This is a genomic window from Ekhidna sp. (assembly GCF_965247405.1).
GTDB lineage: Bacteria > Bacteroidota > Bacteroidia > Cytophagales > Cyclobacteriaceae > Ekhidna.
The window spans coordinates 2214228-2239441 of the sequence record NZ_OZ252014.1 but is presented as its reverse complement, the minus strand read 5'-3'; the positions used below and the strand labels follow the sequence as shown (position 1 = coordinate 2239441).

At 42.0% G+C, this 25214-nt stretch carries 19 protein-coding genes; 10 read left to right on the top strand and 9 right to left on the bottom strand.

Features of this window, described 5'->3' with window-relative positions; genetic code table 11:
• Positions 1–14: 14 nt before the first annotated feature.
• Genes ACP14Y_RS10145 through ACP14Y_RS10135 form a run of 3 tightly spaced genes read right to left on the bottom strand, consistent with a single transcriptional unit; the run spans position 15 to position 5835 of the window.
• A complete protein-coding gene (locus tag ACP14Y_RS10145; protein WP_424962848.1) occupies positions 15–1184 on the bottom strand; it encodes a caspase family protein in 1170 nt (389 codons plus the stop codon).
• Positions 1185–1187: 3 nt separating this feature from the next.
• A complete protein-coding gene (locus ACP14Y_RS10140) occupies positions 1188–5084 on the bottom strand; it encodes a fibronectin type III domain-containing protein (protein ID WP_424962847.1) in 3897 nt (1298 codons plus the stop codon).
• A 7-nt stretch (positions 5085–5091) separates the two neighbouring features.
• Positions 5092–5835 carry a hypothetical protein gene (locus ACP14Y_RS10135; protein WP_424962846.1) on the bottom strand — a complete coding sequence of 248 codons (744 nt, stop codon included), beginning with the start codon at positions 5833–5835 and terminating at the stop codon, positions 5092–5094.
• Positions 5836–6072: 237 nt separating this feature from the next.
• Between ACP14Y_RS10135 and bioB the strand changes: the two genes are divergently transcribed.
• From bioB to ACP14Y_RS10110, 5 genes are all read left to right on the top strand, one after another.
• Positions 6073–7062, top strand: a complete 990-nt coding sequence (gene bioB, locus ACP14Y_RS10130) for a biotin synthase BioB (protein WP_424962845.1) — start codon at positions 6073–6075, stop codon at positions 7060–7062.
• Positions 7063–7088: 26 nt separating this feature from the next.
• The gene (locus ACP14Y_RS10125; RefSeq protein WP_424962844.1) at positions 7089–8192 is read left to right on the top strand and encodes an aminotransferase class I/II-fold pyridoxal phosphate-dependent enzyme; all 1104 of its coding nucleotides are present in this window, start codon (positions 7089–7091) and stop codon (positions 8190–8192) included.
• Between the two features lie 55 nt (positions 8193–8247).
• Positions 8248–8853 carry a dethiobiotin synthase gene (bioD, locus tag ACP14Y_RS10120; protein WP_424962843.1) on the top strand — a complete coding sequence of 202 codons (606 nt, stop codon included), beginning with the start codon at positions 8248–8250 and terminating at the stop codon, positions 8851–8853.
• Positions 8831–10150 (top strand): adenosylmethionine--8-amino-7-oxononanoate transaminase, encoded by a 1320-nt coding sequence (bioA, locus tag ACP14Y_RS10115; RefSeq protein WP_424962842.1) that lies wholly within the window; start codon positions 8831–8833, stop codon positions 10148–10150. The genes bioD and bioA overlap by 23 nt, the downstream gene beginning before the upstream one ends.
• A 98-nt stretch (positions 10151–10248) precedes the next feature.
• Positions 10249–11727, top strand: coding sequence for a hypothetical protein (locus ACP14Y_RS10110; RefSeq protein ID WP_424962841.1), 1479 nt, complete (start codon positions 10249–10251; stop codon positions 11725–11727).
• Here ACP14Y_RS10110 and ACP14Y_RS10105 read toward each other — a convergent pair.
• Entirely contained in the window at positions 11698–12798 is a 1101-nt protein-coding gene (locus ACP14Y_RS10105; protein ID WP_424962840.1) for an aminotransferase class V-fold PLP-dependent enzyme, read from the bottom strand. The two genes, ACP14Y_RS10110 and ACP14Y_RS10105, sit on opposite strands and share 30 nt — an antisense overlap.
• Before the next feature lie 80 nt (positions 12799–12878).
• Positions 12879–16172, bottom strand: coding sequence for a VPS10 domain-containing protein (locus ACP14Y_RS10100; RefSeq protein WP_424962839.1), 3294 nt, complete (start codon positions 16170–16172; stop codon positions 12879–12881).
• Positions 16173–16384: 212 nt separating this feature from the next.
• On the opposite strand from ACP14Y_RS10100, the gene ACP14Y_RS10095 reads away from it, so the two are divergent.
• The 5 genes from ACP14Y_RS10095 to hemB all read left to right on the top strand — a co-directional run bounded on the left by ACP14Y_RS10095 (position 16385) and on the right by hemB (position 21831).
• The gene (locus ACP14Y_RS10095) at positions 16385–18121 is read left to right on the top strand and encodes a hypothetical protein (protein ID WP_424962838.1); all 1737 of its coding nucleotides are present in this window, start codon (positions 16385–16387) and stop codon (positions 18119–18121) included.
• 197 nt (positions 18122–18318) lie between these two features.
• On the top strand, positions 18319–19035 hold the full coding sequence (locus ACP14Y_RS10090) for a DUF6090 family protein (protein ID WP_424962837.1): 717 nt from the start codon (positions 18319–18321) through the stop codon (positions 19033–19035).
• 36 nt (positions 19036–19071) lie between these two features.
• On the top strand, positions 19072–19836 hold the full coding sequence (locus ACP14Y_RS10085; RefSeq protein ID WP_424962836.1) for a DUF6090 family protein: 765 nt from the start codon (positions 19072–19074) through the stop codon (positions 19834–19836).
• Between the two features lie 76 nt (positions 19837–19912).
• Positions 19913–20866 carry a WD40/YVTN/BNR-like repeat-containing protein gene (locus tag ACP14Y_RS10080; protein WP_424962835.1) on the top strand — a complete coding sequence of 318 codons (954 nt, stop codon included), beginning with the start codon at positions 19913–19915 and terminating at the stop codon, positions 20864–20866.
• A complete protein-coding gene (hemB, locus tag ACP14Y_RS10075; RefSeq protein ID WP_424962834.1) occupies positions 20863–21831 on the top strand; it encodes a porphobilinogen synthase in 969 nt (322 codons plus the stop codon). Before ACP14Y_RS10080 ends, hemB begins: the two co-directional genes overlap by 4 nt.
• Here hemB and ACP14Y_RS10070 read toward each other — a convergent pair.
• The 4 genes from ACP14Y_RS10070 to ACP14Y_RS10055 form a co-directional block, all read right to left on the bottom strand.
• Positions 21788–22618 (bottom strand): hypothetical protein, encoded by an 831-nt coding sequence (locus ACP14Y_RS10070; protein ID WP_424962833.1) that lies wholly within the window; start codon positions 22616–22618, stop codon positions 21788–21790. The two genes, hemB and ACP14Y_RS10070, sit on opposite strands and share 44 nt — an antisense overlap.
• Before the next feature lie 77 nt (positions 22619–22695).
• Entirely contained in the window at positions 22696–23073 is a 378-nt protein-coding gene (locus ACP14Y_RS10065) for a co-chaperone GroES (protein WP_424962832.1), read from the bottom strand.
• A gap of 28 nt (positions 23074–23101) precedes the next feature.
• Positions 23102–24451 carry a DNA recombination protein RmuC gene (locus tag ACP14Y_RS10060; protein WP_424962831.1) on the bottom strand — a complete coding sequence of 450 codons (1350 nt, stop codon included), beginning with the start codon at positions 24449–24451 and terminating at the stop codon, positions 23102–23104.
• Positions 24452–24490: 39 nt separating this feature from the next.
• The gene (locus ACP14Y_RS10055) at positions 24491–25207 is read right to left on the bottom strand and encodes a pyridoxine 5'-phosphate synthase (RefSeq protein WP_424962830.1); all 717 of its coding nucleotides are present in this window, start codon (positions 25205–25207) and stop codon (positions 24491–24493) included.
• Positions 25208–25214: the final 7 nt, after the last annotated feature.

The following is a 25214-nucleotide window of genomic DNA, read 5'->3' as shown; positions in this document are numbered from 1 at the left end:
GGGGTTTTTTCTTTCTAGCGAGCGATAAAAACAAAATCACTTAAAGCCTCATCCGCACCAAAAGCACCAAATCTTGGAACCTGAGCCAGGTTCTCCATATTTACCTGAATCTCTGACATGGTTAGCACCCTGTCATCTCCTCCTTCAGTTTTATACGCCTCCAGGAGTTTGCTGGCAAATGGAGAATGCTTGCCCGGTATCCCGTCCGAAACATATTCCTTTCCTCCAGAGGTCAGGTATTTTCTGGTTTTCTTCTGAAATTTTCTGGCTAACATATCAGAAACTGAAACCTCATAAGATTTAGGTCCGCGGTTTCGGGCAATACTGGGATCAAGCGTACCGCCGAAGCAGACATCCATAGTCAGTAGAATGTGCTCGCAAGAAATATTATCAACTACTCCTCTCAGTCTGTTGTGCGAAATATAGGAGGTGCGGGCTTTGTCATTGTTTAGTGAGTTAGAAGCTACTACATAACCCTCACCAAAAGATTCGTCATAGTGGCCGTGACCTGCAAAAAATATCATCAATTGGTCTTGAGGTCCGAATCTTTTGTCGCTGTATTCACGCAATTTTCCCCACACCTCTTCCAGAGAGGCATTTTCCACGATCTCCACTTCAAATCCATACAAATCTTCTAGTGTTTTCCCAATCGCATGTGCATCATCAATAGGGTTTACCAAATCATCCCAATAATCGTATCTATCGGTAGCAAAGAGTAATGCATAGTCCTTACGATCAATCGCCAACAAGTCCTCCATCACATCTTTCCCTACAGATATCCTTCGGGTTGAAGACACAGTCACCCCATCAATATTTGTTGCGGAAATCTGAATGGAAGAAGTTCCATTTGGTAGCCAGAGTGATTGGTCAACATTGAACTGATAGGTAATGGTATCGATATCAAAATCACGAGAGGTCATCACCTTTCCGGTCTTATCATTGGCAATAGTCAATGTCAACTTCTTGATTAATTTTTCAGAATTAATAATGGTATTGATCGCCACCTTATTTCCCTTACTATTCGTATGGTTCATTTTAGGGTGCTGCCATTCAATTTTTGGCAAACTCTCCGAGGTTTTGGATTCGACGAGGTTTAAGCTTATTGCATTTGTCTTGTCTGATAGATTTTGTGCAGACGCAACTAAATAACCAGCGCTCATCAACACTACTAGAATTTTTCTCATGATCTATTTTTTTATAATACGTCCTGTATTGAGTTTTTTACCTTCACAATAAATCGAATACACATACATGCCTTCTCCCAGTGTATCTCCATTCTTGAGCGTAGTATTCCACTCCAATTTTTTTAGGCCTCTTTCCATGTTGTCGAACTCTCCTTCAAATACAATGCTTCCATCTAGCTTGTAGATCACCAGCCTGGATGTCACAAGATCAAGACCAAAATCAAATGGGATCGTGAGTTGATTGTCTATGGGATTAGGATACGGGCGCCCTAAAAACTGAACCCCTTCAATTTCATCGTAATCCTCCAGTGCATAGATTTTAAGCAATGCGCCGGACTTAAAATCGTAACTATCTACATCCTTCATGTTAATGACCAGGTCGTCGGTTGTGTCATGGATAAAAACCCCTGTACCTGCTGGAACCTGTGTAGCATCCCAGGTAATATTTACCCGATCTGATGCATTCGATTCAACGTGAAAGTCCCATCGATAATTAGCTCTTATATCCACATAATCCCGACTCAACTGATATCCGAGATGATTTTCTTTTAATGATTTAAACTCCACATATTTCACAAATCGTGGGAGAACTGCCTGATCATGTGCGTCTACCTCTTCTGAAGCAGTAGAACGCATTCCAATCGATGACAATTGATTGACAACCTCTCCACTTTTTAGATTGAATTTGACTTCCCAACCATCCAAAATTCGGGAGTCGGCGATTCTTCCTCTTCCTGATTCTTCTTGGCGCACTATTGGAATCTCAAGCGTCACTGCGTTCTCCGAAAAGACAAAGCCTCCACCATAGACTATCAGGTCATCCGATTCTGTAAAGGATTTGGAAGACTGATCAAAAACAAACAATGGACTGACACCAAAAACATCTGAATTGTGTGAAAGCACATCACTCCATTTTATGTCAAAAGGATATGGATTGCCTACCTGATTCCAACCCTCTGCCAGGCTCATTTGAAATAAATTGTCTCGAGTGTTTTCAGGTGCTATAGCACTTCCAATATTTAAATCAATCTCCTGAGTAGAAATAAACCAGTATCCCTCTCCCCGAGTCATTGACTCTTTTGAAAGACCCTGGGTATAGTCAAAATTGTTTCCATTCCTATACTGAACGATTCGCCATTTTGAATCATCGTGCTCACCAAGCAAGCGTTCGAAAATATCTTCAATTGTATTGCTCATATCATACGGCACAGATATGATGGAATAATTTTCAATCGCTGAACCAAAGGATTGTACCGAATTGATTTCTACCCGATCGATTTGCCGCAAGACTTTATTGGAAATCTCCGCCGTAGCACCCACTCCATCTTCTACGACAATACGGTAATCCATCCCAAAATCATCCAGCCATTCTGGTTGAACATTTAAAAAGTAAATCCCATCACTCTTTACCTCCATGTCTACTTCCGCAAACTCCTCTTCCGTGCGCTTCTTATGAAAGAGCTTGACACTTGCTATTCCTTGCAGTCCGCCAGTCACGTTGAAATTGATGGATGCCACATCTGCATTCGCAATCTCAATTTTAGGATCTAGTGAATTGCCGTTACTGTCTGTAGTTGAGGTTGTAGAAATATCCGAATAGGGAGAAGGGCCCGTTTCATTTACACTTCTCATTTTTATAAAATAAGCGGTTGAAGGTGCAAGGCCCTGAAGCACAGTTTGATTCAAACTAGCTGGTTCGACGAGAGGATCATTGCCCGGTACCAACTCTGAAAAATCACTGGTTTTTGATATAATGATTTCATAAGTATTCGCACCAGCTACTTTTTCCCATTCAATTTTCACACTTGTAGATGACCTTTCTGAGAAATCAACAATCGCTGGGGTGGCAGGTATGGTAAGTACCTCCTGAGTGCCTGAGTTCGGCGATTCATCCGTCGCATTCTCCGATCGCACACGGTAGTGATAGATAGTTGCCGGATCAAGGCCACTAACGACAGCCGAGTTGCCTGTTACTTCAAGGGGATAGCCACTAAGCAGGGTATTGAAATCATCAGATGAGACATCCACTAAATAACTATCAGCTCCATCTACGACTTCCCAATTTGCAGTAAAACTTGTTTGCCCAATTGAGTTAGGCGCTGCAGAAACAGGTGTACCTGAAACTGTAAGCACATCCGATTCGTCGGATATCGGAGATCTACCTGTATTGTTCTTGGAAAGGATTCGAAACTGATAGGTAGTTGCCGGATCCAAGCCATCAACTTCCTCAGAAGTACTTTCTGCCGAAATCACATGTTCAAAATATCCCGGCAGAAATGTGTTGAAATTGTCCTTTGAGACATCCAACAAGTATTCAGTGGCACCAACAGTTGCACCCCAATTCACTGTGAAACTTGTCTGATTAATTAAAGTAGTTTCTGCAAGAACTGGTGTTTTCGGGACAGTGACCGAATCCTCAATATTACGAGGACTAAAGCCATAATCAGAACCAGACTTGATTGCAACCCAGAAAGGACGTCCTTCCTCCAGATTTTCCAATGAAAACCCAGGTGTATTGGTCTGGACGGCATCATAGTCCGGATGAATGTTCTCCGTAATTTCGTCAAGAAAAACCGTAATCGAATATTTTGTGGCACTAGGAACCGACTCCCAGAAAAGTGTAGCGCTTGTTTGATCTACGTTTACAATGGTAAATTCGGGAGCATTAGGAGGTAGAATTACTGTTTTGTGATCAGAAAAACTTGAACTTCCTGAAGCATTATTAGCCTTTAGACGAAAGTAGTACATTTTTCCAGGATTTAGGCCCACGCTGATCCGATCAAAGATTGTTCCTGACGACTGTGCTATGGTTTTAGTCTGTAATATTTCTGAAAAATTCTCTACCTCTGCAACTTCCAAGGTGTAATCAACAGCACCTTGCACTGAAGTCCACCTGATTGTCCAGTCAAATTGTGTTGCGTAGGTAACTTCAGGTTCGGGAACATCCGGCTGGGTAATAATCGACTTGATTTCCGAATACTCTGATGTTGCAAACGATCCCACCGGACAAATGGATCGCACTCTTGCATAGTAGGTGGTTCCGGCTTCCAAGCCGGTTGCATCCTCTGACGATTCATTTACACTCCGCCTTTGAAATCCTGATACGTAATTAGTAAAATCAATGTCACTTGCAACATCTAATTGATATTCCGTTACTCCATGCACATCATTCCAGTCCAATTTGAACGATTGTTCGGTAGGCTCAAATGGATCTTCTAATACAGGCACCTGGGGAACCATGGTTTGAACCAATACAGCACTTGAATTATTGGAGGTACAGGTTGGTGTTCTTGCTCTTACGCGATAGTAATACGTTTCACATGGAGTCAAATCCTCTACCAATGAACTTGTATTTGCCGCACCACTGATCACCCGATTATCGATAATCATAGGTGAAAATTGGAGATTATCTGCTACGTCCAGATAATATTCAATTGCGTTCGAATGCTGGTTCCAATTGGCTACAAATGACTGATCGGTAACATCACTTTCATTATTTGCTGTAGGCGGTGTGGGCTCTGTGGATACCGTTCGCGTGTTACTGGAATTTTCATATGTGTAGTAGTACCAGGGGTCACGCATCAATCCACAAATTCCTTTGGATTGAATCCTAAAAACATAGGTTGATGCACAAGTAAGCCCAGTTACCTGATAACTGGTTGAGGTTATACCTTCCTCCACTGAAGTAAAGTTGGCACCCCCATCAATGCTCTGGTAAACTTCGTATGTTATGTCGCTTCCTTCAGAGTTCACAGAGGCATTCCAGGAAAGATTTACTGACGTTTCGGTAATTCCTGTTGGACTATGCATGCTGAATGCCGAGTTGCTACATTGAGCATTTACTTCAACAGAAAAAGCCGACATAAAAACAGCAATGATATATCTATAAATTGTTCTCATTATCAGATTAATTTTCAGATGGTAAAACAGGATCTGGCAGAGACGAATCAGAAAGATCTCCCCCGGAATCAAGCATGCTGATTGCTCCCCCAATCAGAAAGATGGGTAGCACTTTAAAACCTAAAGGGATCTTCCTCTTGATTTTAAACTCACTGGTCTTGACCACCTCATCTTTATTTTTTATATCAGAAATCAAGAAATAGTAGCCTTTCCCTGGTTTAATGTGAGGGGGCAATTCCAAATCATGATGACCAACATTGGCAATGTTTGAAAAAGTGGTGATCTTCTCGTCACCTCTGTACAGGTTAAAGTTCAGAATGTTGCTAGGCCTGCCACCGGACCAGGTTAGGCTGTGTTTATGATGACGGGTTAGTGTCTTGATATCATCAAAGTCATCCACATTAATGAAGGGAATATAAACCCTGGCTCTTAGTTCGAGCGCAACATCCCCATTGAAACTGCTGCCAAGTTCTTGTCTCGCATTCCATTCAATTGTCTTTCTTGAGCCAGGTAAGATTTCCATGCCATGATCTCCGGATAGTTCATTCAGAGGATTTAAGAATTCATCCCTTGAAGAATATAATCTTACTGTATAGTGCCGGCCCTGAATAGAATCCAGGAGATTGTATTTGATGGTAACCTTCCCATCATGGATGGCAAGGTTTTCTATCTCAACCGTTTGAGAAAAAATATGCAATGGACCTATTGCCAGACACATTAGAAAGCTCAAAAACTTAATTTTAGCGATCATATTAGATCGCCATTTCACGTCTCTCATAGTCATCAACTTCAAAATTTCAGATTCAAATCAACGGAAGTAAAATGGTATTGGATTACTGTAAACTTGTCTTTTTCCAAGTTGTACACCATTTGTATACCCCGCTAGATTTTACCTGTCTACCGTCAAGAAATAGGATATTCAGCCATTATTTATCTTCAATTCTGATTCTTTATAGGCTATACTTGCAATTAATAAACGACCTGATTTATGGCTGACGTAAGACACAACTGGACACTTGAAGAAATAGCAGAAATCTATAATCGACCTTTGATGGAATTGGTATTCGAGGCAGCTACTATGCACCGAAAATATCACGATCCGAAAGAGGTACAAGTAAGTAGCTTGATCTCAATCAAAACTGGTGGGTGTCCGGAAGATTGTGCCTATTGCCCACAGGCAGCTCGATACCACACGGACATCAAGGTGCATAAATTGATGGAAGTAGAAGAGGTGAGAGCACAGGCTGAAAACGCAAAAGCCAATGGTGCCTCGAGAATGTGCCTGGGTGCCGCCTGGCGCGAAGTGAGGGATAATCGTGATTTTGACAAAGTGCTGGATATGGTAAAAACAGTCAACAGCATGGATATGGAAGTGTGCTGTACACTCGGGATGGTGTCCGAAGAGCAAGCAAAAAAGTTAGCAGATGCCGGACTCTACGCCTACAATCACAACATCGACACTTCTGAAGCTTACTATGATGATATCATTTCCACCAGAGAGTACGATGATCGTTTGAAGACCATTGACAATGTGAGAAAAGCAAAGATTTCCGTGTGTTCTGGAGGCATTATTGGCATGGGTGAGTCAGCAGAAGATCGAATGGGAATGCTAATTACTTTGGCCAATATGGATCAACATCCTGAGTCTGTGCCTGTAAATGCACTCGTACCTGTAGAAGGAACGCCGCTTGCTGAGCAACCACGAGTGGCTGCACATGAATTGATCCGGATGATTGCCACTGCAAGATTGGTTATGCCAGCATCTGTGGTACGCTTATCAGCTGGTCGTGAGGGAATGAGCCTGACCGAGCAAGCCCTATGCTTCATGGCAGGAGCTAATTCCATTTTCGCTGGGGACAAGTTGCTTACAACACCAAATCCTGATTTCAATGATGACAAAGAAATGTTTGATCTTTTAGGGTTAGTACCGAGAGAAGCATTCAAAGGTGTGAAGAAAGAAGCTGAAGTCGAAGCATAATTCCCCCTTTGAGGGGTTAGGGGGTGATGAACATCTACCAAAAAGCACTCGAAGATCGAAAAAAGCAACATTTGTTGCGTGTACTCCCGCTTCTTCCTGAGGGTATCGATTTCTATTCCAATGATTATCTGGGACTCTCCGACGATCCATACCTGCAGCTGATCATTGAAAAGGAACTCAAAGAAGTACCGGCAAAAAATGGTGCGACCGGATCACGATTATTGAGCGGCAATTCTGAATATGCCCTGGAAGTAGAAAAGCAAATTGCCAGCTTCCACAAGGTTGAAAGCGCCTTGGTCTACACATCCGGTTATACGGCCAATTTAGGACTGATTGCTTCCCTGGCAATCAAAGGAACCACCCTGATCTGTGATGAGCTAATTCATGCAAGCCTCATTGATGGTGTCAGGCTGGGGCATGCACAAAAGGTCCGCTTTAAGCATAACGACCTAACAGACCTTCAAGACAAGCTCGAAAAAAATGAAGGGGACAAAATAGTCATTGTAGAATCCGTGTATAGCATGGATGGCGATATCTGCCCTCTGAAGGAAGTCACCAAACTTTGTAAGAAATACGATGCGCATCTCATCGTGGATGAGGCTCACGCAATAGGCATTTATGGGGATGAAGGTGAAGGTTTGGTTCAAAGCCTTGGCTTTGAAAATGATGTATTGGCACGAATCATCACTTATGGCAAAGCGCCTGGAATTCATGGGGCCGCTGTTGTCGGGCCAGGTTGGCTAAAAGAATATCAGATCAACTTTTCAAGATCTATGATCTTTTCTACAGCTCCACCGAACCATCAGTTCGCCTGTATTTCAGCCACCTATCAGCACCTGGCAAAGACCAATACAAAGCGAAACAAGCTAAAAGAGATCATTGAGTATTTCATCCAGAAAAGAAAGCAATCTGGTGGCGAATGGCTTGATTCAACTTCTCAGATACAATCTTTAATAATACCAGGAAATAAAGAAGTACTCGACATAGCTGAGAAATTAAAAGAAGCAGGTATCAATGCCCTACCGATCCGTAAGCCGAGCGTTACCGAAGGAAAAGAACGAATCCGTTTCTGTCTCCATTCATACAATACCAAAGAGGAGATAGATTTGCTTTTCGAAATTATAAATTGAATTATTCCCCCTTTGAAGGGGGGTGTGCCAGCCTGAGAGTTGGCAGGGGGATGTCATGAAACAAAATATAATCGTAGCAGGAATTGACACAGACACTGGAAAAACAGTAGCTTCAGTGATTCTATGCAAAGTCCTGAAGGCTGACTATTGGAAACCGATACAGGCTGGGGATCTGGAAAATACCGACTCTCATAAAGTGAAACGATGGTCACCTGAGACGACCGTACATCCAGAGGCCTACCGTCTCACCCAGCCCATGTCACCACATGCTGCTGCAGCTATTGACAAAATCGCAATCGAAGAATCCAAACTTCAGATTCCGATAACAGAGAACAACCTGATCATTGAACTAGCAGGTGGACTCATGGTACCAATAAGAGAAGATTATCTGAACATCGACTGGGTGGCCAATACCGGACTTCCGGTTGTATTGGTTTCTAATTATTATTTGGGAAGCATCAATCACACCTTACTTTCTCTTTATGCATTGAAAAGCAGAAATATCCCTTTAATAGGAATCATTTTCAATGGTGAAAAAAACCACTCTACCTTTGAAGTGATTATGAATCGATCCAATGCAAAGTGCCTCCTGGAGATGGAGAGAGAAAAAGAAATCACTTCTGAAATCATTGCTGATTATGCAGAAAGAATCGTCCTTTAACGAATCCCTTCTTCATTTTGATCGGGATCACATCTGGCATCCCTACACCTCTCTGACCAATCCCCTCCCAACTTACCCGATCGTTTCTGCCCAAGGTGTGAGGCTTAGACTTGCTAATGGAAAAGAACTTATCGACGGAATGTCTAGCTGGTGGACGGCTATTCATGGATACAATGTGCCTGAATTGAATTTGGCTGCCAAGGATCAACTGGAAAAAATGGCACATGTGATGTTTGGCGGGATAACCCATGAGCCTGCAATCAGACTGTGTCAAAAATTAGCCGAAATCACTCCCAATGGATTGGAAAAAGTTTTTCTGGCAGATTCAGGTTCTGTTTCTGTAGAGGTGGCGATGAAGATGGCTATTCAATATCAGCATGCAAAAGGTCAGTCACAGAAAAACAAATTCATGACTATCCGAAATGGCTATCATGGAGACACTACCGGCGCTATGTCCGTCTGCGATCCGGAAGGTGGCATGCATCACCTATTTTCTGAATTCCTGCCTAAACATTTTTTTGTTGATCAGCCTAAGAAGCGATTTGAAGAAAGCTATGAGGAAAAAGAACTAGCAAATCTGGAACAGTTTTTCAGGCTCAATGCTGATAAGTGTGCCGCATTTATTTTGGAACCCATCGTACAAGGAGCCGGAGGCATGTGGTTTTATTCTCCAGACTTTCTTCAGAAAATCCGGAAGCTCTGCGACGAACATGATATGCTTTTGATCGCCGATGAGATTGCAACCGGATTTGGGCGTACAGGAAAACTATTTGCATGTGAACATGCTGGGGTAACTCCTGATATCATGTGTGTCGGCAAAGCTTTAACCGGAGGGTATATGACTCTGGCAGCAACCCTAACCAAACAGCATGTAGCTGAAACCATATGTAATGGAGAAGCAGGAGTCTTCATGCATGGACCTACGTTTATGGGCAATCCGCTCGCATGTGCTATTGCCAACAAAAGCCTAGAACTCTTACTGAACTCCGGCTGGTTGGAGAGGGTAAAGGCAATTGAAAGGCAATTGAAAAAAGAACTCATTCCTATCGCCAATTCACTTTCTGTAAAAGATGTCCGTGTTCTTGGGGCTATCGGGGTGGTGGAAATGAAAGAACCTATAGATGTTCCCAAAGCTCAAAAATTTTTCGTAGAAAAAGGGGTTTGGATACGGCCGTTTCGCAACCTGATCTATATTATGCCTCCATATATCATTGACGAAAAAGACCTGAATCAAACAACATCTGCTATTTCCAGTTTCATTATTAGCTCTCACCTATGCCTGTTAGGCATGTATTGAGGAAGTTAATCCTCATTTTTTAACCATATGTCGATCAGACGGAAAAGTTAAAAGCACTTTCCTTTTGTTGGTGTTATTTGTTTCTAATTTTAGCTGAAATGACTGGTAAACTAACCGTATCATTCTTTTTGATCCTCTTTATTCATTGTTTGAATGCACAAACACCAAGCACTGGATTTGATGAAAAAATTGTAGATGCTATTCTTTTTGAAGATCCTGAGAAGGTTGGCCTCACTGATAATAAAATTGAGCGAAACCTGATTTTATCAATCACTTCCAGAAATTCATCGCCTGAAGAATCCGCTGAAAAGCTAATTGCTGCGAAAGAAGCAATTCTAGTAGGTAAAAAAATCAGCTACTACCCTGTACTTGATCTGGTAGAGGGATATTTCTACATGTTTGAGGATGTTGGCAAGGCTGAAAGTCTATTCCTAAAGGCCGTCGAGGGGTTTGAAAAGCAGGGAAATCAATCGATGAGTCGTTTGACTCAATATTTATTGGTCAGAATAATAGCTGTCTCTGATCAATGGTTTACCGCCCTCGAAGCATATGAAAAGCATCAGAAATCCGAAGAAACTGATCTTATTAAAAATGCGCTCTTAAGTAAAAAAATCGATCTCCTTGGGAAAAACCTTTATGGTAGCATTCTTACTGCCGTCTCCAACCTGGATTCTACTTATATTCTTAAGGGAGAGGTTTTTTTATATGAATTGATCGAGGAGGCAAGGGGTTTTGATGCTGATGGTGTAATGTATAATGCAATGGGCAATTTGGCTTACATCTATTTTTTGAATAATGACTACCAAAAAATGATCCCTCTTGCTCTACAGGATCTGAAATTCTCTAAGGAAAATGGAAGAATTGAAAGTGCTTGCGGATTGCATGTCGCGCTGAGTTCAGCCTACTCAGAAATTGGAGATTTCGAAAATGCCAGGTATCACTTTCGAGAGGCTGAGCTGCTAATACATCAGGTAGATGGACTTTTTACGATTCGGGAGTTTATAAAGAACGCTAAAAAATTTTATGATCCGAATGACTCAGATAAACTCTTTGAGCTATTGGGTTTTGTTCAAAATATTTTAATAACTAGATCCAACTCCTCTCCTACAGTCAATTATGAATACCTAATGGCTGAAAATAAACTCTTGGAGGCTGAAAGCCAGATTGAATTTCTATTAGAAAAGAACAAACTCACCTCAAGAAACAGCTTGCTTTTAGGGCTACTGTTAATTGCTGTTTTACTTATACTATTCTTCTTTTACAGGCTTCTGCGAAACCAAAGAAAATTCAGAAGGAAGCTTGAAATTATTAATTACAACCTGGAAAATGAGGTGAAAAACAGAACCAAAAAAGTATACGAGCAAAACAAGAAAATACAACAATTTTCTTACAGAAACTCGCATATGACCCGAGCTCCGGTTGCTCGCCTTATTGGTCTGGCCGATCTATTGTCTGATGACCCTGAATCGAATCAGGAATTACTTAAAGAAATCAAAGTGTCAAGCATTGAAGTGGATAAAATTATACGTGAGATTAACGAAATTTTGTCAGACAATTCTTCGGATAAGCTCAAGTAATTTTTTTACATCGTCTTTCTTATTCAATGGACCGACACTAAACCGAAATGTGCCCGTCTCACTTGTGCCCAATGCCTCATGCGCAAGGGGTGCACATTGAAACCCCAGACTTCCAAGGATGCCCATTTCTTTCCCGAGTTTTTCTTTTATTTCTTGCAATGGAATCGTCTCGCTCACGATTGAAACCGCTCCGGTATATTTTTCATACGTGGTACTCCCAACCAATTTGATTCCTCCAATCTCATCCAATCCACTTCTCATCAGTCTTGTCAGACTTTTTCTGTGAGCATCCACCTCATCCCATCCTTTATTCTGTAGCCATTTGATTCCCGCAGACAACCCTGCAATGGTCATCATGGGTGCTGATCCGGTATCACAATAAGTAGGGAAAACCGATGGTTTCTTTTCACCTGGTGTGATCTCACAAGCGGCACTAGGACAAATCATGGATACTCGTTCAGAAATATAAATACCTCCAATTCCCTGTGGACCTAAAGGACCTTTGTGCCCGGCAAAAACAAAAATATCAGGATCAAGCTCTTTCATACTGATCGGGATAATCCCAGCCGTCTGAGCACCATCCAGCAAACATACCACTCCATATTTTTTGGATAATTTAATAACCTCTTCAAATGGAAGAATCTCACCCGTTACATTGCTCGCCATGGAGATTGCCACCATACGAGCTCCTTTTTTTAACTCCGTCTCCAGCACTTCCAGATCAAGAGGCCCATCCACACTCCTTGGTACAATCACACCCTCTACTCCTCGTTCATTCTGCAATTTGTAAAACCATCGTGAAAGGGCATGGTGCTCCATCGCACTGATGATCAGCCTATCTCCAGCATTCCAGGAAAAATCACTGAATGCTATGGTTAGTGCTTGTGTACAACTTTGGGTAAAGAGAAAGCGATCAGTGTTTTCAATTCCAAAAAAGGAAGTGACTGTTTGGATTCCTTCTTCAAAAACGCTCATCCATTGATCCGGTGAAAGCTGATTAAATCGATTGATCGCTTCAGTAACTTCATTAGGCTTTGGCCAGCTAGTGCCGGCTTGGTTGAGGTAGATCATTTAGATACTAGATTTGGGACTATTTTTCTATCCAATAAAAGATGGGCAATCGGCTTAAAAAAAACCAACTGCCCACCTCATTAATCTTTGATCTCAATGATTCTTCCTGGCGTCCAAGGTGCCTGATTCGCATCTAATTCTGCATTGATCGCCGGTATATCCTCACTCATGATTTGTTTCAAACTTACGATCACAGGGTTCAAATATTTCTCGGCAATGGTTTTCACCTGCTTAGATGTTTCTGTTGGATCGGTAAGACTTGATGTCCCCGTCCAAATGGCAGTATTCACCCGACTGGATAGTGATGGTGTCTGGTCAATTTCCAGCTGCCGCTTGATTGGATCACCAAACATGATCAGCTGAATTTCTTTAAGCTTGGACTCCAGGTTATCTATCTTTTCATCGAGTGAAGTGCTTCTTACTATTTTGGCAGCAGCTTGATAGTATTTTAACGCCTCTTGCAACTGATCATAATTTCTCCTTGCGCCATTAGCAGATTTAGAGAGCTGCATCAACTGCTGATGAAAGGCTAGCATTGCTGCGGGATCAGATGGAGGGAGTGTTTGATTATCCAACGTTTTTACCTCGAAAGAAACCGGATCAACCAGCATGGTCACTACCCCATCAATGCTCTTTGCCAGCTCGACAGTATAAGTTCCAGGAAGCACCATGATACCGGATTCTAAATTTTTTGATGGATCTGCGAGACTTGTCTTTACCTCGTCTATCATAGGATATTTCAAATCCCAATGTACCCGGTTAATTCCTTCTGAAGCTCCCGTGCGAACTTCATTTACCACTTCTCCATTCGCATCTTTGATGGTGAAGACCAAAAATGGTTTCTTCTCGTCTTTCTCTGCTTTCAAAGTTTCATAGCTTGGGTAGTAAACGGTCTGTCCATCCTTTCTTTTCTCACCTTCCGCTTTTTCACGCTTGCTTTCCAGCGTCTCATATTTTTCTTTCAGATAGTAGGTAATTGCAGCACCGAAAGGAGGATTTTCTCCCAGGTAGTAAGTCTCTCCCTGAAATCCTTTAGGTCCTAGCCAGGAAATGGTTTTACTAGCAGCAATCGGACTGTATGGTTCATACTGTAGTGCTTCTGAGACCGGGAAAATATGCGCCTCTTTTTGAATCAGCTCATTGGACAGATCTCGTAGTGCCGAATAGTCATCTATGATGTAAAACCCACGGCCAAACGTGCCCAGCACCAAATCCTTTTCTCTCTCCTGGATATTGATGTCACGCACAGCAATGGTTGGCAATCCTTTAGATAGTTTTTGCCAGTATGCTCCGCCATCAAGTGTTGCATAGCAGCCAAATTCAGTGCCAACAAATAGCAAGTTTCGTGCTTCTGAATCTTCTGCCATTGCATAGGTAGAGCCCCTTTCAGGAAGGTTAGCATTAATAGATATCCAGCTTTTACCCAGATTTGTGCTTTTCAAAAGATATGGCTTAAAGTCGCCTCTCTTGTGATTGTTGAAAGCGACATAAACAGTATTTCGGTCATGTGCTGATGCAATAATCTCGTTCACGTATGTCATGTCAGGCACACCCGGAAATGAACTGTATTTTGTCCAGTTCTCACCACCATCTTGTGACACATGAATCAGGCCGTCATCCGTTCCGGCGAAAAGAAGGTTTTCGTCCAATGGAGACTCTGCAATTGCCACAATGTTTCCGTATTCGGTGGTCGATTGATTCTTTGCTACGGCATCCATTGGCCAGACTTTGCCCATCACCTCCAGTCTATTGCGATCAATTTTTCGCGTTAGATCACCACTCACCTCTCTCCAGGTTTGTCCCCGGTCATCACTTCTGTGCAATCTATCTGAAGCATAATACAGACGCTTATTATCGTGATTGCTTATTAGCAATGGAGCATCCCAGTTCCAGTTGTAAGAGTAATCTCCATCCGGTGGTTGTGGTACAATATTTTGTGTTTGTCCGGTCTTACGATCAAAGCGAGAGAGGTTCCCGTACTGCGACTGACTATAGATGATGTCCGGATTTTCAGGATCGACATGAGGCTCAAAACCATCTCCGAGAGTTGTCACAAACCAATTACGGTTAGTAATACCGGTGGTTTCTGTAGTTTGTGAAGGTCCGCCTAAAGTGAAATTATCCTGCGTTCCTCCATACACATAATAGAACGGGTAATCGTTGCTTACGCCCAGCTTGTAGAACTGTGTGACCGGGAGGTTAGGGAAAAAGCGCCAGGTTTTTCCGCGATCCCAGGATTCGTAAACGCCACCATCGTTTCCATTCAGCAAATAGTTTGGATTGTTCGGATCTATCCACAACGCATGGTTGTCGATGTGTTTGTTCTTCTCTCCTACGTTCTCGAACGTTTTTCCTCCATCTTCTGACACTCCTGCAAAGGTGTTCATCACGTAAACGAGATCAACGTCTACAGGATCGGCAATGACTTCCTGGTAGTAGTTTCCACTGGATGAATAGTCGCTTCTTCGTTCCCACGACTCGCCCAGATCTGTTGACCGATAGAAACCTCCCTTGTCTTCCTGCGCTTCTACTACCGCGTAGATCACATCCGGATTAGCTGGTGAGATATCTAGTCCAATTCGTCCCAGATCCCCGCCCGGAAGACCTTTTGAAACTTTTCTGAAGTTCTTCCCACCATCAGTCGACTTGTATACTGCTGACTCAGGCCCACCACTGATGTAAGTAAACACATGTCGCCTTCGTTGATGCGCCACCGCATAAATCACATCTGAATTTCTGGGATCAAGGTGCACCTCGTGAATCCCCGTATGTTCGCTGATATCGAGAATTTTATTCCATGTATCCCCACCATCGGTCGTTTTATAAAGTCCTCGATCACCACCTGCGCTCCAAACCGGGCCGGTTGCAGCCACATATACCACATCTGAATTGGTCGGGTCAATGGCAATCATACCTATATGTTCTGAATTTTTTAGCCCCTTGTGTTTCCAGCTTTTTCCACCATCTACACTTTTGTAAATGCCATCTCCATAGGAAACACTTCTTTGGTTGTTGTTTTCTCCGGTACCTACCCAGACCACATTATGGTTATTCGGATCCATCTCTACTACTCCGATGGAGTAAGACCCCTGATCATCAAAGACCGGCTCAAATTCAAGTCCACGATTGGTGGTCTTCCACACCCCTCCAGCGGCAGTGGCAACATAGAATTCACTTGGGTTATCCGGATTGACAGCAAAGTCTGCTATTCGTCCGGATGTAAATGCCGGTCCGATGGATCGGAAGGATAAACTATTCCAGGCAACATCATACAGCGGTGGTTTCTTTTCCTCGTCTTTTTTCTGAGCATGAACGAAGAAAATGGAAAGGGATAGAATGAATGTTAGTGCCGGGTAAATGATTGATTTTTTCATGGGAATAATTCAGGTTAAATAGGTTGAAGAAAGGTAAGGAAAAACGAAGAAATTTATAGAGGCTCTTACATGAAAGGCAAAGTGGAGTTGATGTTTTAGTCATTTGTAAATGTAATTCGATCAATTTTACGACGGTTAGCTCAATTACTGGCCTTTGGTTTGCGAAAAAGAGGTTGTATGCATTCCGTAAAAAATGAATTATATTGAATATAATGTCAAGTACAACCACCTATATCAATCAACTCAGCAAACGTCTTATTTTCTATCTTGGAGGTGCGTGGGTAGTTGTCGAATCATTCAGTTTTCTTGTACAGCGTTATGATCTTGATCCCGGGCTCATCGATCTACTGATATTGCTCATTTTATTCGGCTTCCCAGCCACATTGATCTACAGCTCATTTCAGGGTAGATGGAATTGGAAACCATTGCTACTCCAAGTGATAAATCTTGTGCTCGCTTTCAGTCTGATATTTTATTATGTTGTTCATCCCTCCATTTTGTCGCCTGATAAACTCAGATTCTTAAAAGTCACTAAAGCACCTACTTCAGAGGTAAATGACTTAAAAGGCATTGCCGTATTACCATTTCTGAACAATATGGGTGAAGATCAGGGTTATATTGTTGCCGGAATGCATGACGGACTCATTACCGAAATTGGTAAACTGGGAAACCTAAAGGTGGTCTCTCGCACTTCTGTAATGCCATACAAGGATACAAAAAAGAACATCCGGCAAATTGCCAAAGAACTGGAAGTTGATGCTTTGATTGAGACCTCATTGACCAAAATTGACACTACCATCGCATTACAGGTAAAGCTCATCAATGCTTTTCCTGAAGAGTCGATTGCCTGGACTTCCTCAAACGAAGTGAGCCTGGGAGCTATTCCAAATCTATTCAGGGAAGTCACTAAAAATGTCGCACTACAAATAAACAAGGTGATTACTCCTGCCCAGCAAGAAAAGCTGACACCACAACCAGTTCTTAGCTCCGCCAGCTATGAGGCCTTCTTGAGAGGTTGGTATTACACCGGGTTCTTAACACCTGAATACTTTTCAAAAGCAGAGAAGTACTTCATGAAAGCCATCGAAAAAGATTCCCTTATAGTTGCTGCATACACCGGACTTGCAGGCTTATGGGCATCCAAAAGACAAATGGGATATGTACATCCTCAATTAGCCAGAGATACCATCCAAACTCTTTTGCAGGAAGCTTCCATAATTGATCCTGACAATGCAGAAATCTTTGCTCAATATGGGGTAGAACAAACATGGGGAACCTTTGAATGGGAAAAAGCCGAAAAGAGTTTCAGGAAAAGCATAGAAATCAATCCCAATTCCGCTGGACCTAGGATTGCTTTTGCCCACCACCTCATGATCATGAACCAATGGGATGAGGCCTGGCAGCAAGCTCGCTATGCAGAATCGCTTGATCCCGAATCTCCTTGGGTGGTCAGCTTCATAGGGATCATGTATGTGTTTGATGGAAAAATACTTACTGCATCGAAATACATTGAAAAGTTGAAAAAAATTGCTCCTGATCATCCTCTGGTAGTAGAAGTAAACCTCGAAAAAGCCATTGCACTCGGAGATTACGATGAAGCTATTAGTCAATTAAAAAGTCTACTACAACGAACACAACTTGATGAAATCGATGAATTTATTGACAAAACCTTTGCAGAAAGTGATTTTGAGACAACCATAAGTAAAACGGCCGCTTATCTAGAGAAAAAGAAAAAATCACAGTTTATTCAGACCAGATTGATCTTCCAATTATACCAGATCGCAGGTGAAACAGATAAACAGATGGAAATGCTTTTGATCATGCACGAAGAAGGCGATCCAAGTTTGCCTTATCTGGGTGGAGGACCCATGAAAGCATTAAATAATCATCCTGTTTTTAAGATGGTGATGAAAGATCTGGGTTTGGATGAATATCGGAAACAAAATTAGGGTGTGTGCTTCTGTATATGATATTAAGGTAAGCCGAGGCGCTGACTAATTTAGAATCGCTTGGAGTTCATTTCCTAAGATTTGACGATATTGATTTATAAAAAAACATGAATTGGGTTTTGGATCAAATAGTCTTTTGGATTGCTGATAACAAACCCACCCCTGACCCCTCCTGGGAGGGGAATTAACTCTCAAAAATGAAACGCATCTTCACCACCTTCAAAGAAAAATGGCCGGAGTATCTACTTGAAATTCTCGTGATTACTATTGGTATTCTGGGCGCCTTTATTCTCAACAATTGGAACGAGAATCGCAAGCTGGAAAATACAGCACAAGTCCACACGGAAGTTTTAATTCAAGACATGAAAACTGATCTGGCGGATTTAAAAGAGCTGAACCGCAAAATGGAGGAAAACATTAACTCATGCACGAGACTCTTTCGGCAGTTTAAAACGCTAGACCCTATAGATTCTAATACGAGTAACTACATAGTTTCCCTCATAATCGAACATAACTTTACACCTAATAAAACCGGATTTAATGCCCTGGACAATTCTGGCGGTCTCACCCTTTTTGATAATGACTTGCAGCAAAGAATCAGAGAATATTATGCACTCACAGAAAAAATCATCGCCAGAGAAAATATCTCCAACAATTTTATACGAGATAAGTATGAACCAATGATTTTTAATAAATACGCTTACTTATGGAGCCAGTCGAACACCTTCAGCTTTGCCAGTGAACAATACAAAGATGACCCCAGACCAGCCCCAGCAGTCAACACAAAATCATTACTTTCAGACAGACCACTTGAGACATTGATTATCGCACGTCAATATCAGTCAAATTCACAGGGATATTTGTATCGCGAAGGAATGGATGCGCTGAAGAAAATCCTGGAAAAGCTGAAATAAAAATTGGGTAATTATAATAAATCATAAAATCAAAACATGCTCACATTCCTCCGTGAAGTTCGTCGAAAACTAATCTCCAAGAACAAAGTCACTAGCTACTTGCTCTATGCCATCGGGGAGATCTTTCTTGTCGTCATCGGAATTTTGATTGCAGTTTCGATAGACGACTGGAATCAATATCAGAACGAGCGCGAAACTGAACAGAAAATTGTTTTAGAAATAAAAAAAGATCTTGAAACAAGTAGAGCAGAATTAAAGGAAATCATTGATTTCCAAATTGAATGCATCGAACTCACTAAGGTGCTTTATGATCAAATACTGAATGGATCATGCGATTCTGTTACAGTATTTGCATTCATGTTGGGAAGTCATGAAAAACAGTTTTACCCAAAAACAAGCGGATATGAAGCTTTGAAATCTGAGGGTTTAAATATCATAATAAATGACACGCTTCGGAGAGCGATCACTGATATATATGAACTGGGATTCCCCAAGGTGGTCAAAAGAGGTCTTTTTGAAAATAACATAGACAACCCTATGCAAATGACTAAAGTCATTACAGAGCGACACTTTGAATTTAGAGGTTCGGATTTTACTGTCCCTGTAAATGATTCAATTTCGTACAAGCAAAAATTTCCTGTAATTGCCAATTGCAGTAAGTTCATCAATGATCCCCAAGTCATATCATTAGCTATTCAATTACTTGCTGCAAGAAATGAATTCATTTACTATTTTGGGGCTGTTGAAAAAGAAATTGGAAGAGTTATTGAAACTATCGATAAAACCTACCTAAATGATTAAAATCTGTTATGGTTGCTTGCTGAGTTTAATGTTTTTTCAATGTGGTTTTAAGTCTGTTCAGCCGCAAATTAAACATTTGGAATCCCACACCAAATCTCTCTTGCAAGCCATCAGCATCGTTGACGAAAACACCACATGGATCAGTGGCCATGATGCCACTTTTGTTTTGACGAAAGATGGTGGAGCTAGCTGGCAATCATTTGCTCATCCTACCGGGGACTCCCTGCAGTTTCGGGATATCCATGGGATTAATAATGAACAGGCCATTTTGATGACCGCTGGTTCAGGTCCGCTTTCGCGGATTTTTACGTTCACAACCCCCGATCAATGGGAAGAAAACTTTGTCATGGAAGACTCGCTTGGATTTCTTGATTGCATCGATTTTTGGGATGACCAACGAGGCATTGCCTACGGAGATGCAATAGATGATTCTCCATATATACTATTGACAACCGATGGTGGCAAAACCTGGAATCGGGCTGATTCCACCAACATGCCAAAAGCAGGGAAAGGTGAAGGTGGTTTTGCTGCAAGCGGCACGTGTGTGACCACTGGTGAAAATGGAAAAGCCTGGATCGCAACCGGAGCTGGAGGCAACTGCAGGTTCCTAATCACGGAAGACTATGGGCAATCATGGAGGGAAGTAAACTCTCCTCTTGTAACCGGAGATGCAGCGGGAAACACATCAGTTTCCTTTGTGGGTGATGTAGGGGTTGTTACGGGTGGTGACCTTTTGATCACGGACGATCATTCTGATAACTGTGCCTTTTCAAATGATGGAGGAGCTACCTGGAATCTTTCAGCAAGGCCTCAAACGACTGGTGCCTTTTATGGCAGTTCGATAACTATGGTTGACGATCAAATTTTTGCTTTCGCCTGCGGTCCCAATGGAATAGACTATACGAAGGATCAAGGTCAAACCTGGATCAACCTTGATACGGCTAATTATTGGGCGATTAGTATGAAAGGAAATGTTGGATATGCATCTGGGACAGATGGAAAAATTTTGCGAATATCTTTGCAGCCATGAGGCGACCCAGAAGAAATAGAGCATCCGCTGCGATCAGAGATTTAGCTCAGGAAACTACCCTGACTACCAATGACTTCATCTTTCCACTTTTTCTATTGGAGGGAACTAACAAGAAGTCTGAAGTTGAATCAATGCCGGGAATTTTTAGGCTGTCGGAAGATTTGTTGTTGAAAGAAATTGAAGCCTGTCTGAAACTCGGGATTAAGGGGTTTGATGTCTTTCCTGTTGTAGATGAAAAGCATAAGGACAAACTGGCTACAAATAGTTATGATCCGGATTTCTTCTATTTGAAATCTCTTACCAAAATCAAAAAAGAGTTTCCTGAAGCATTGATCATTACAGATGTGGCGATGGATCCTTACAGCAGTGATGGACATGACGGCATAGTTGAAGATGGAAAAATCCTCAATGATGAAACACTGGATATCCTTGGACAAATGGCATTGGCTCAGGCTGAGACTGGTGTTGATATGATTGGTCCATCAGACATGATGGATTTTCGGGTTGGATATCTCAGAAATATTCTTGACGAACAAGGCTATACGAACACAGGAATCATAAGCTACACGGCAAAATATGCTTCGGCTTTTTACGGCCCTTTTAGAGACGCTCTGGATTCCGCACCAAAATTTGGTGATAAGAAAACCTACCAAATGAACCCTGCCAATAGTGATGAAGCCATGCTTGAAGCAGAGCTGGACTTTAACGAAGGTGCCGACGTACTAATGGTGAAGCCAGCATTGGCTTATCTGGATATCATCCAGCGACTCAAAGCAAATTTCAACATTCCAATAGCCGCCTACAATGTGTCAGGAGAATATGCCATGATCAAAGCAGCGGGTGAAAAAGGATGGTTGGATGCTGATAGAACAATGATGGAGTCACTACTTTCTATCAAAAGATCCGGAGCAGATATGATCCTTACCTATTTTGCGAAAGAAGCTGCTGCACATCTTGACCGGTAGCAGTCAGCACATCCGAATTTCGAACAAGAAATTTTACAAAAAGTGGTTTATAGAATTGTCCGTTTGGCATGGTCAAAGCCTCCTGCCAAATTGGTAGGGCAAGCTCAGGACTGAGTTCTAAATCCAGTGCCTTTACTATCAGGTCGGTTGCCTTCATTTCGTAATCGGGTGCGGGCTTTAGCTGAACCGTGTACGTTTTTGACTCAACTGTTTCTCCGGCAAATGTGCTACTTATCTTGAAAGTAAAAACACCATCACCCAGTCCATAGGTGTTTGGCTTTAAAGTATATTTATGAAGTCTGGTTCTAAAGTCCTGAATCTTTTTTCCATCACTATAATATGCTGATAACATGTAATTCAGAACGGGCTCATCATGTAAGTGCCAGAATACTTCAAAGGGCTGCTTTTCATCCCACTCCAAATATCCGGATCGGTCAAAAGGAGGGTGCAGAACAGTAATAACATTGGTGAGATCCCGCACGGTACTATCCATATACAAGAGCCCTAAAGGAGGTCGCACTTTCCGATTTTTTAGTTCCTCAGGCTTAAGATAAAAAGTGAAGATTTTCTCAGTATGCTCGTAAGTGGTGCCTCCCTTGTGCACGAGACTCAAAAATCCTCCCTCCTTCACTTCAATGGAAGTGACATCATCAACATACTGCAATGGTTCAACAGCTATTCCATAGGTACTTGCATCTTTCGCAACCAAAACCTGAAAAGGCTTGTCTTCCTGAGCTGGTAGATGTAGAGCTATTGACAGAATTAGAAGGCTAATCAAAAATCGCATCTTCTCATTCGGTTAATCTTCTATAAAAGTAAGGATTAACCGAATAATCTCTTAAGAAATCAAGAAAAATTGCAATTTTACTCGAATAAGTCCTCTTCCCGTTCCAACATCAGGATGGAAGATTGTGGTACAATGAAATATTTTTCCTGGTTGTATTGCACCTCAAAGGCACCTTTTTGAAGAAATATGGCCAGATCTCCTTCTTTCGCTTGCAAAGGAATGTACTTGATTTTTTCGTCTTCTGGCTTCCAATCCTCCTCTTCTACAGCGTGAGGAATGGGATATCCCGGGCCGGCTTTTACAATGTATCCACTTTGTACTTTTTCCTTCTCATGCACACCCGGCGGCAGGTATATACCACTTGAAGTTTTTTGTGGTTCTTTCACGGGTTTAATCAACACACGATCACCTACTACAATGATATTTTTCAGCTTATTGTCTGAAGTCAACTCCATCTCACAAAATTAAGGTGCAAAATTACGATTAAAACAGTTTCGGAGTATCCTCATCATCTTTAGCGCCCGCCCGGTGGAGCAGCTTTTCATCCATGGATTTTGAGGTTTTTGAACCAAGCTCTTTGAGGCGCTCTGTTTTCCGAATGAGGTTGTCCTTTCCTTCCACCAGCTTATTCATTGCCTGGCCATATTGCTGTTTCGACTTGTCCAATGATTTTCCAACTTCAATCAAATCATCTACAAAGGCTTTGAACTTATCGTAAAGCGCCCCGCCCTGTCTGGCTATTTCCAATGCATTTCTATTCTGATATTCGTGCTTCCATATACTAGAAACTGTTCTTAGAGTTGCTACCAAAGTAGCCGGACTAACAATAATAATGCTCTTTTCATGTGCATCATTGTATAACTCTCCTCCATGCTGAACGACTAAAGAAAAGGCGGACTCAATTGGCACAAACATTAGCACATAATCCAGTGATCCACCATCGAATAGCTGGTGATAATTTTTTTCTGCTAATCCCTTTACATGCGCCTTAACTGAAAGGATATGATCTTTCAAATGCTGCTCTTTCTTAACCTCTTCCTCTTCGTTCATGTATTTGTCGTAAGCAATGAGAGACATCTTCGCATCAATGACCAGGTTTTTGTTGTCGGGTAGTTTAATGATTACATCAGGCCGTAATCTCCTGCCAGCTTCTGAATGCAGTGTTTCCTGAATGAAGTATTCCCGATCTTTCTCGAGTCCGGATTTTTCGAGTATCCGTTCCAAAATAACTTCTCCCCAATTACCCTGCATCTTCACATCTCCTTTTAACGCCTTTGTAAGGTTCTCAGCCTCTTTAGTCATCCGATCGTTCAGCTCTCGTAAGCCAATGATCTGCTCTCTCAAAGCAGTACTTCGTTCCAGGCTTTCCTTGTTCGTCTGCTCTACCTTTTTCTCAAACTCGGTTAATTTCTGACCAAGTGGATTCAGCAACTCGTGTAGATTCGTCTTATTCTGATCCGTGAATTTCTTGCTCTTCTCTTCAAAGATTTCATTGGCAAGATTCTTAAACTCATTGGTGAATTTTTCCTGAAGTTGACCTAACTCACCTTTCTGCTCCTCGAGTCGGGTTTGAAGGTTTTGATAATTCGCTTTTAAGGTTGAATTCTGATTATTAAGATGGATTACTTCTTCACGTTCACGCCTCAGCTCTTCATTCAACTGTTGTAGTTCCTCCGCCAGTTTTTTGGATCGCTCCATTTCCAGTTTCAGCTGAATTTTCAATTCATCACTTTCAGGAACGTTCTGATTACTTTTTACTCTATAAACCAACCACCCCATTGGGACACCAATGGCTAGACCCACCACCAAAAAAATCAAACTCGAAATTTCCATTAATCAAAAATAAGCATTTTACTAAAATGTTTAGCAAAATTAATTGTTCAACTCTCGCAAATACATCTGGATCGTGTTTTCCAATCCATAATAAAGTGCATCGCAAACCAGTGCATGCCCGATTGAGACTTCCTCAAGATACGGAATTTGCCGCTTTATGTAGTTAAGATTTTTTAGGTCCAAATCATGGCCAGCATTCAACCCCAATCCAATCTCATGCGCATGTTTGGCTGATCGAACATAATCAGCAATCGCGTTCTCCTTATCATCGTGATAAGCTGAAGCATACATTTCTGTATATAGCTCCACGCGATCGGTTCCACACTTCTTGGCTCCATCCATCAATTGATCATCAGGCTCAATGAAAATGGAAGTCCTCACCCCCCAACTTTGGATCTGGCGGATGATGTCAGACAACATTTTTTCATTTTTGATGGTGTCCCATCCAGCATTAGATGTGAGAACATCAGGAGGATCAGGCACCAGAGTGGCCTGGGCAGGACGCACCTCTTCGATGATCCTCAAAAATCGTTCATCTGGATATCCTTCAATATTAAACTCGGTGGTCACAACTTCTTTCAGATCATAAACATCCTGCTTGGTAATATGCCTTTCATCCGGTCGAGGGTGAACAGTGATGCCCTGAGCACCAAAACGCTCGCAATCTTTAGCCACCTGAACCACGTTTGGGTTGTTGCCTCCTCTCGCATTTCTAAGGGTTGCGAACTTGTTGATATTTACACTTAGTTGGGTCATAGCTTAA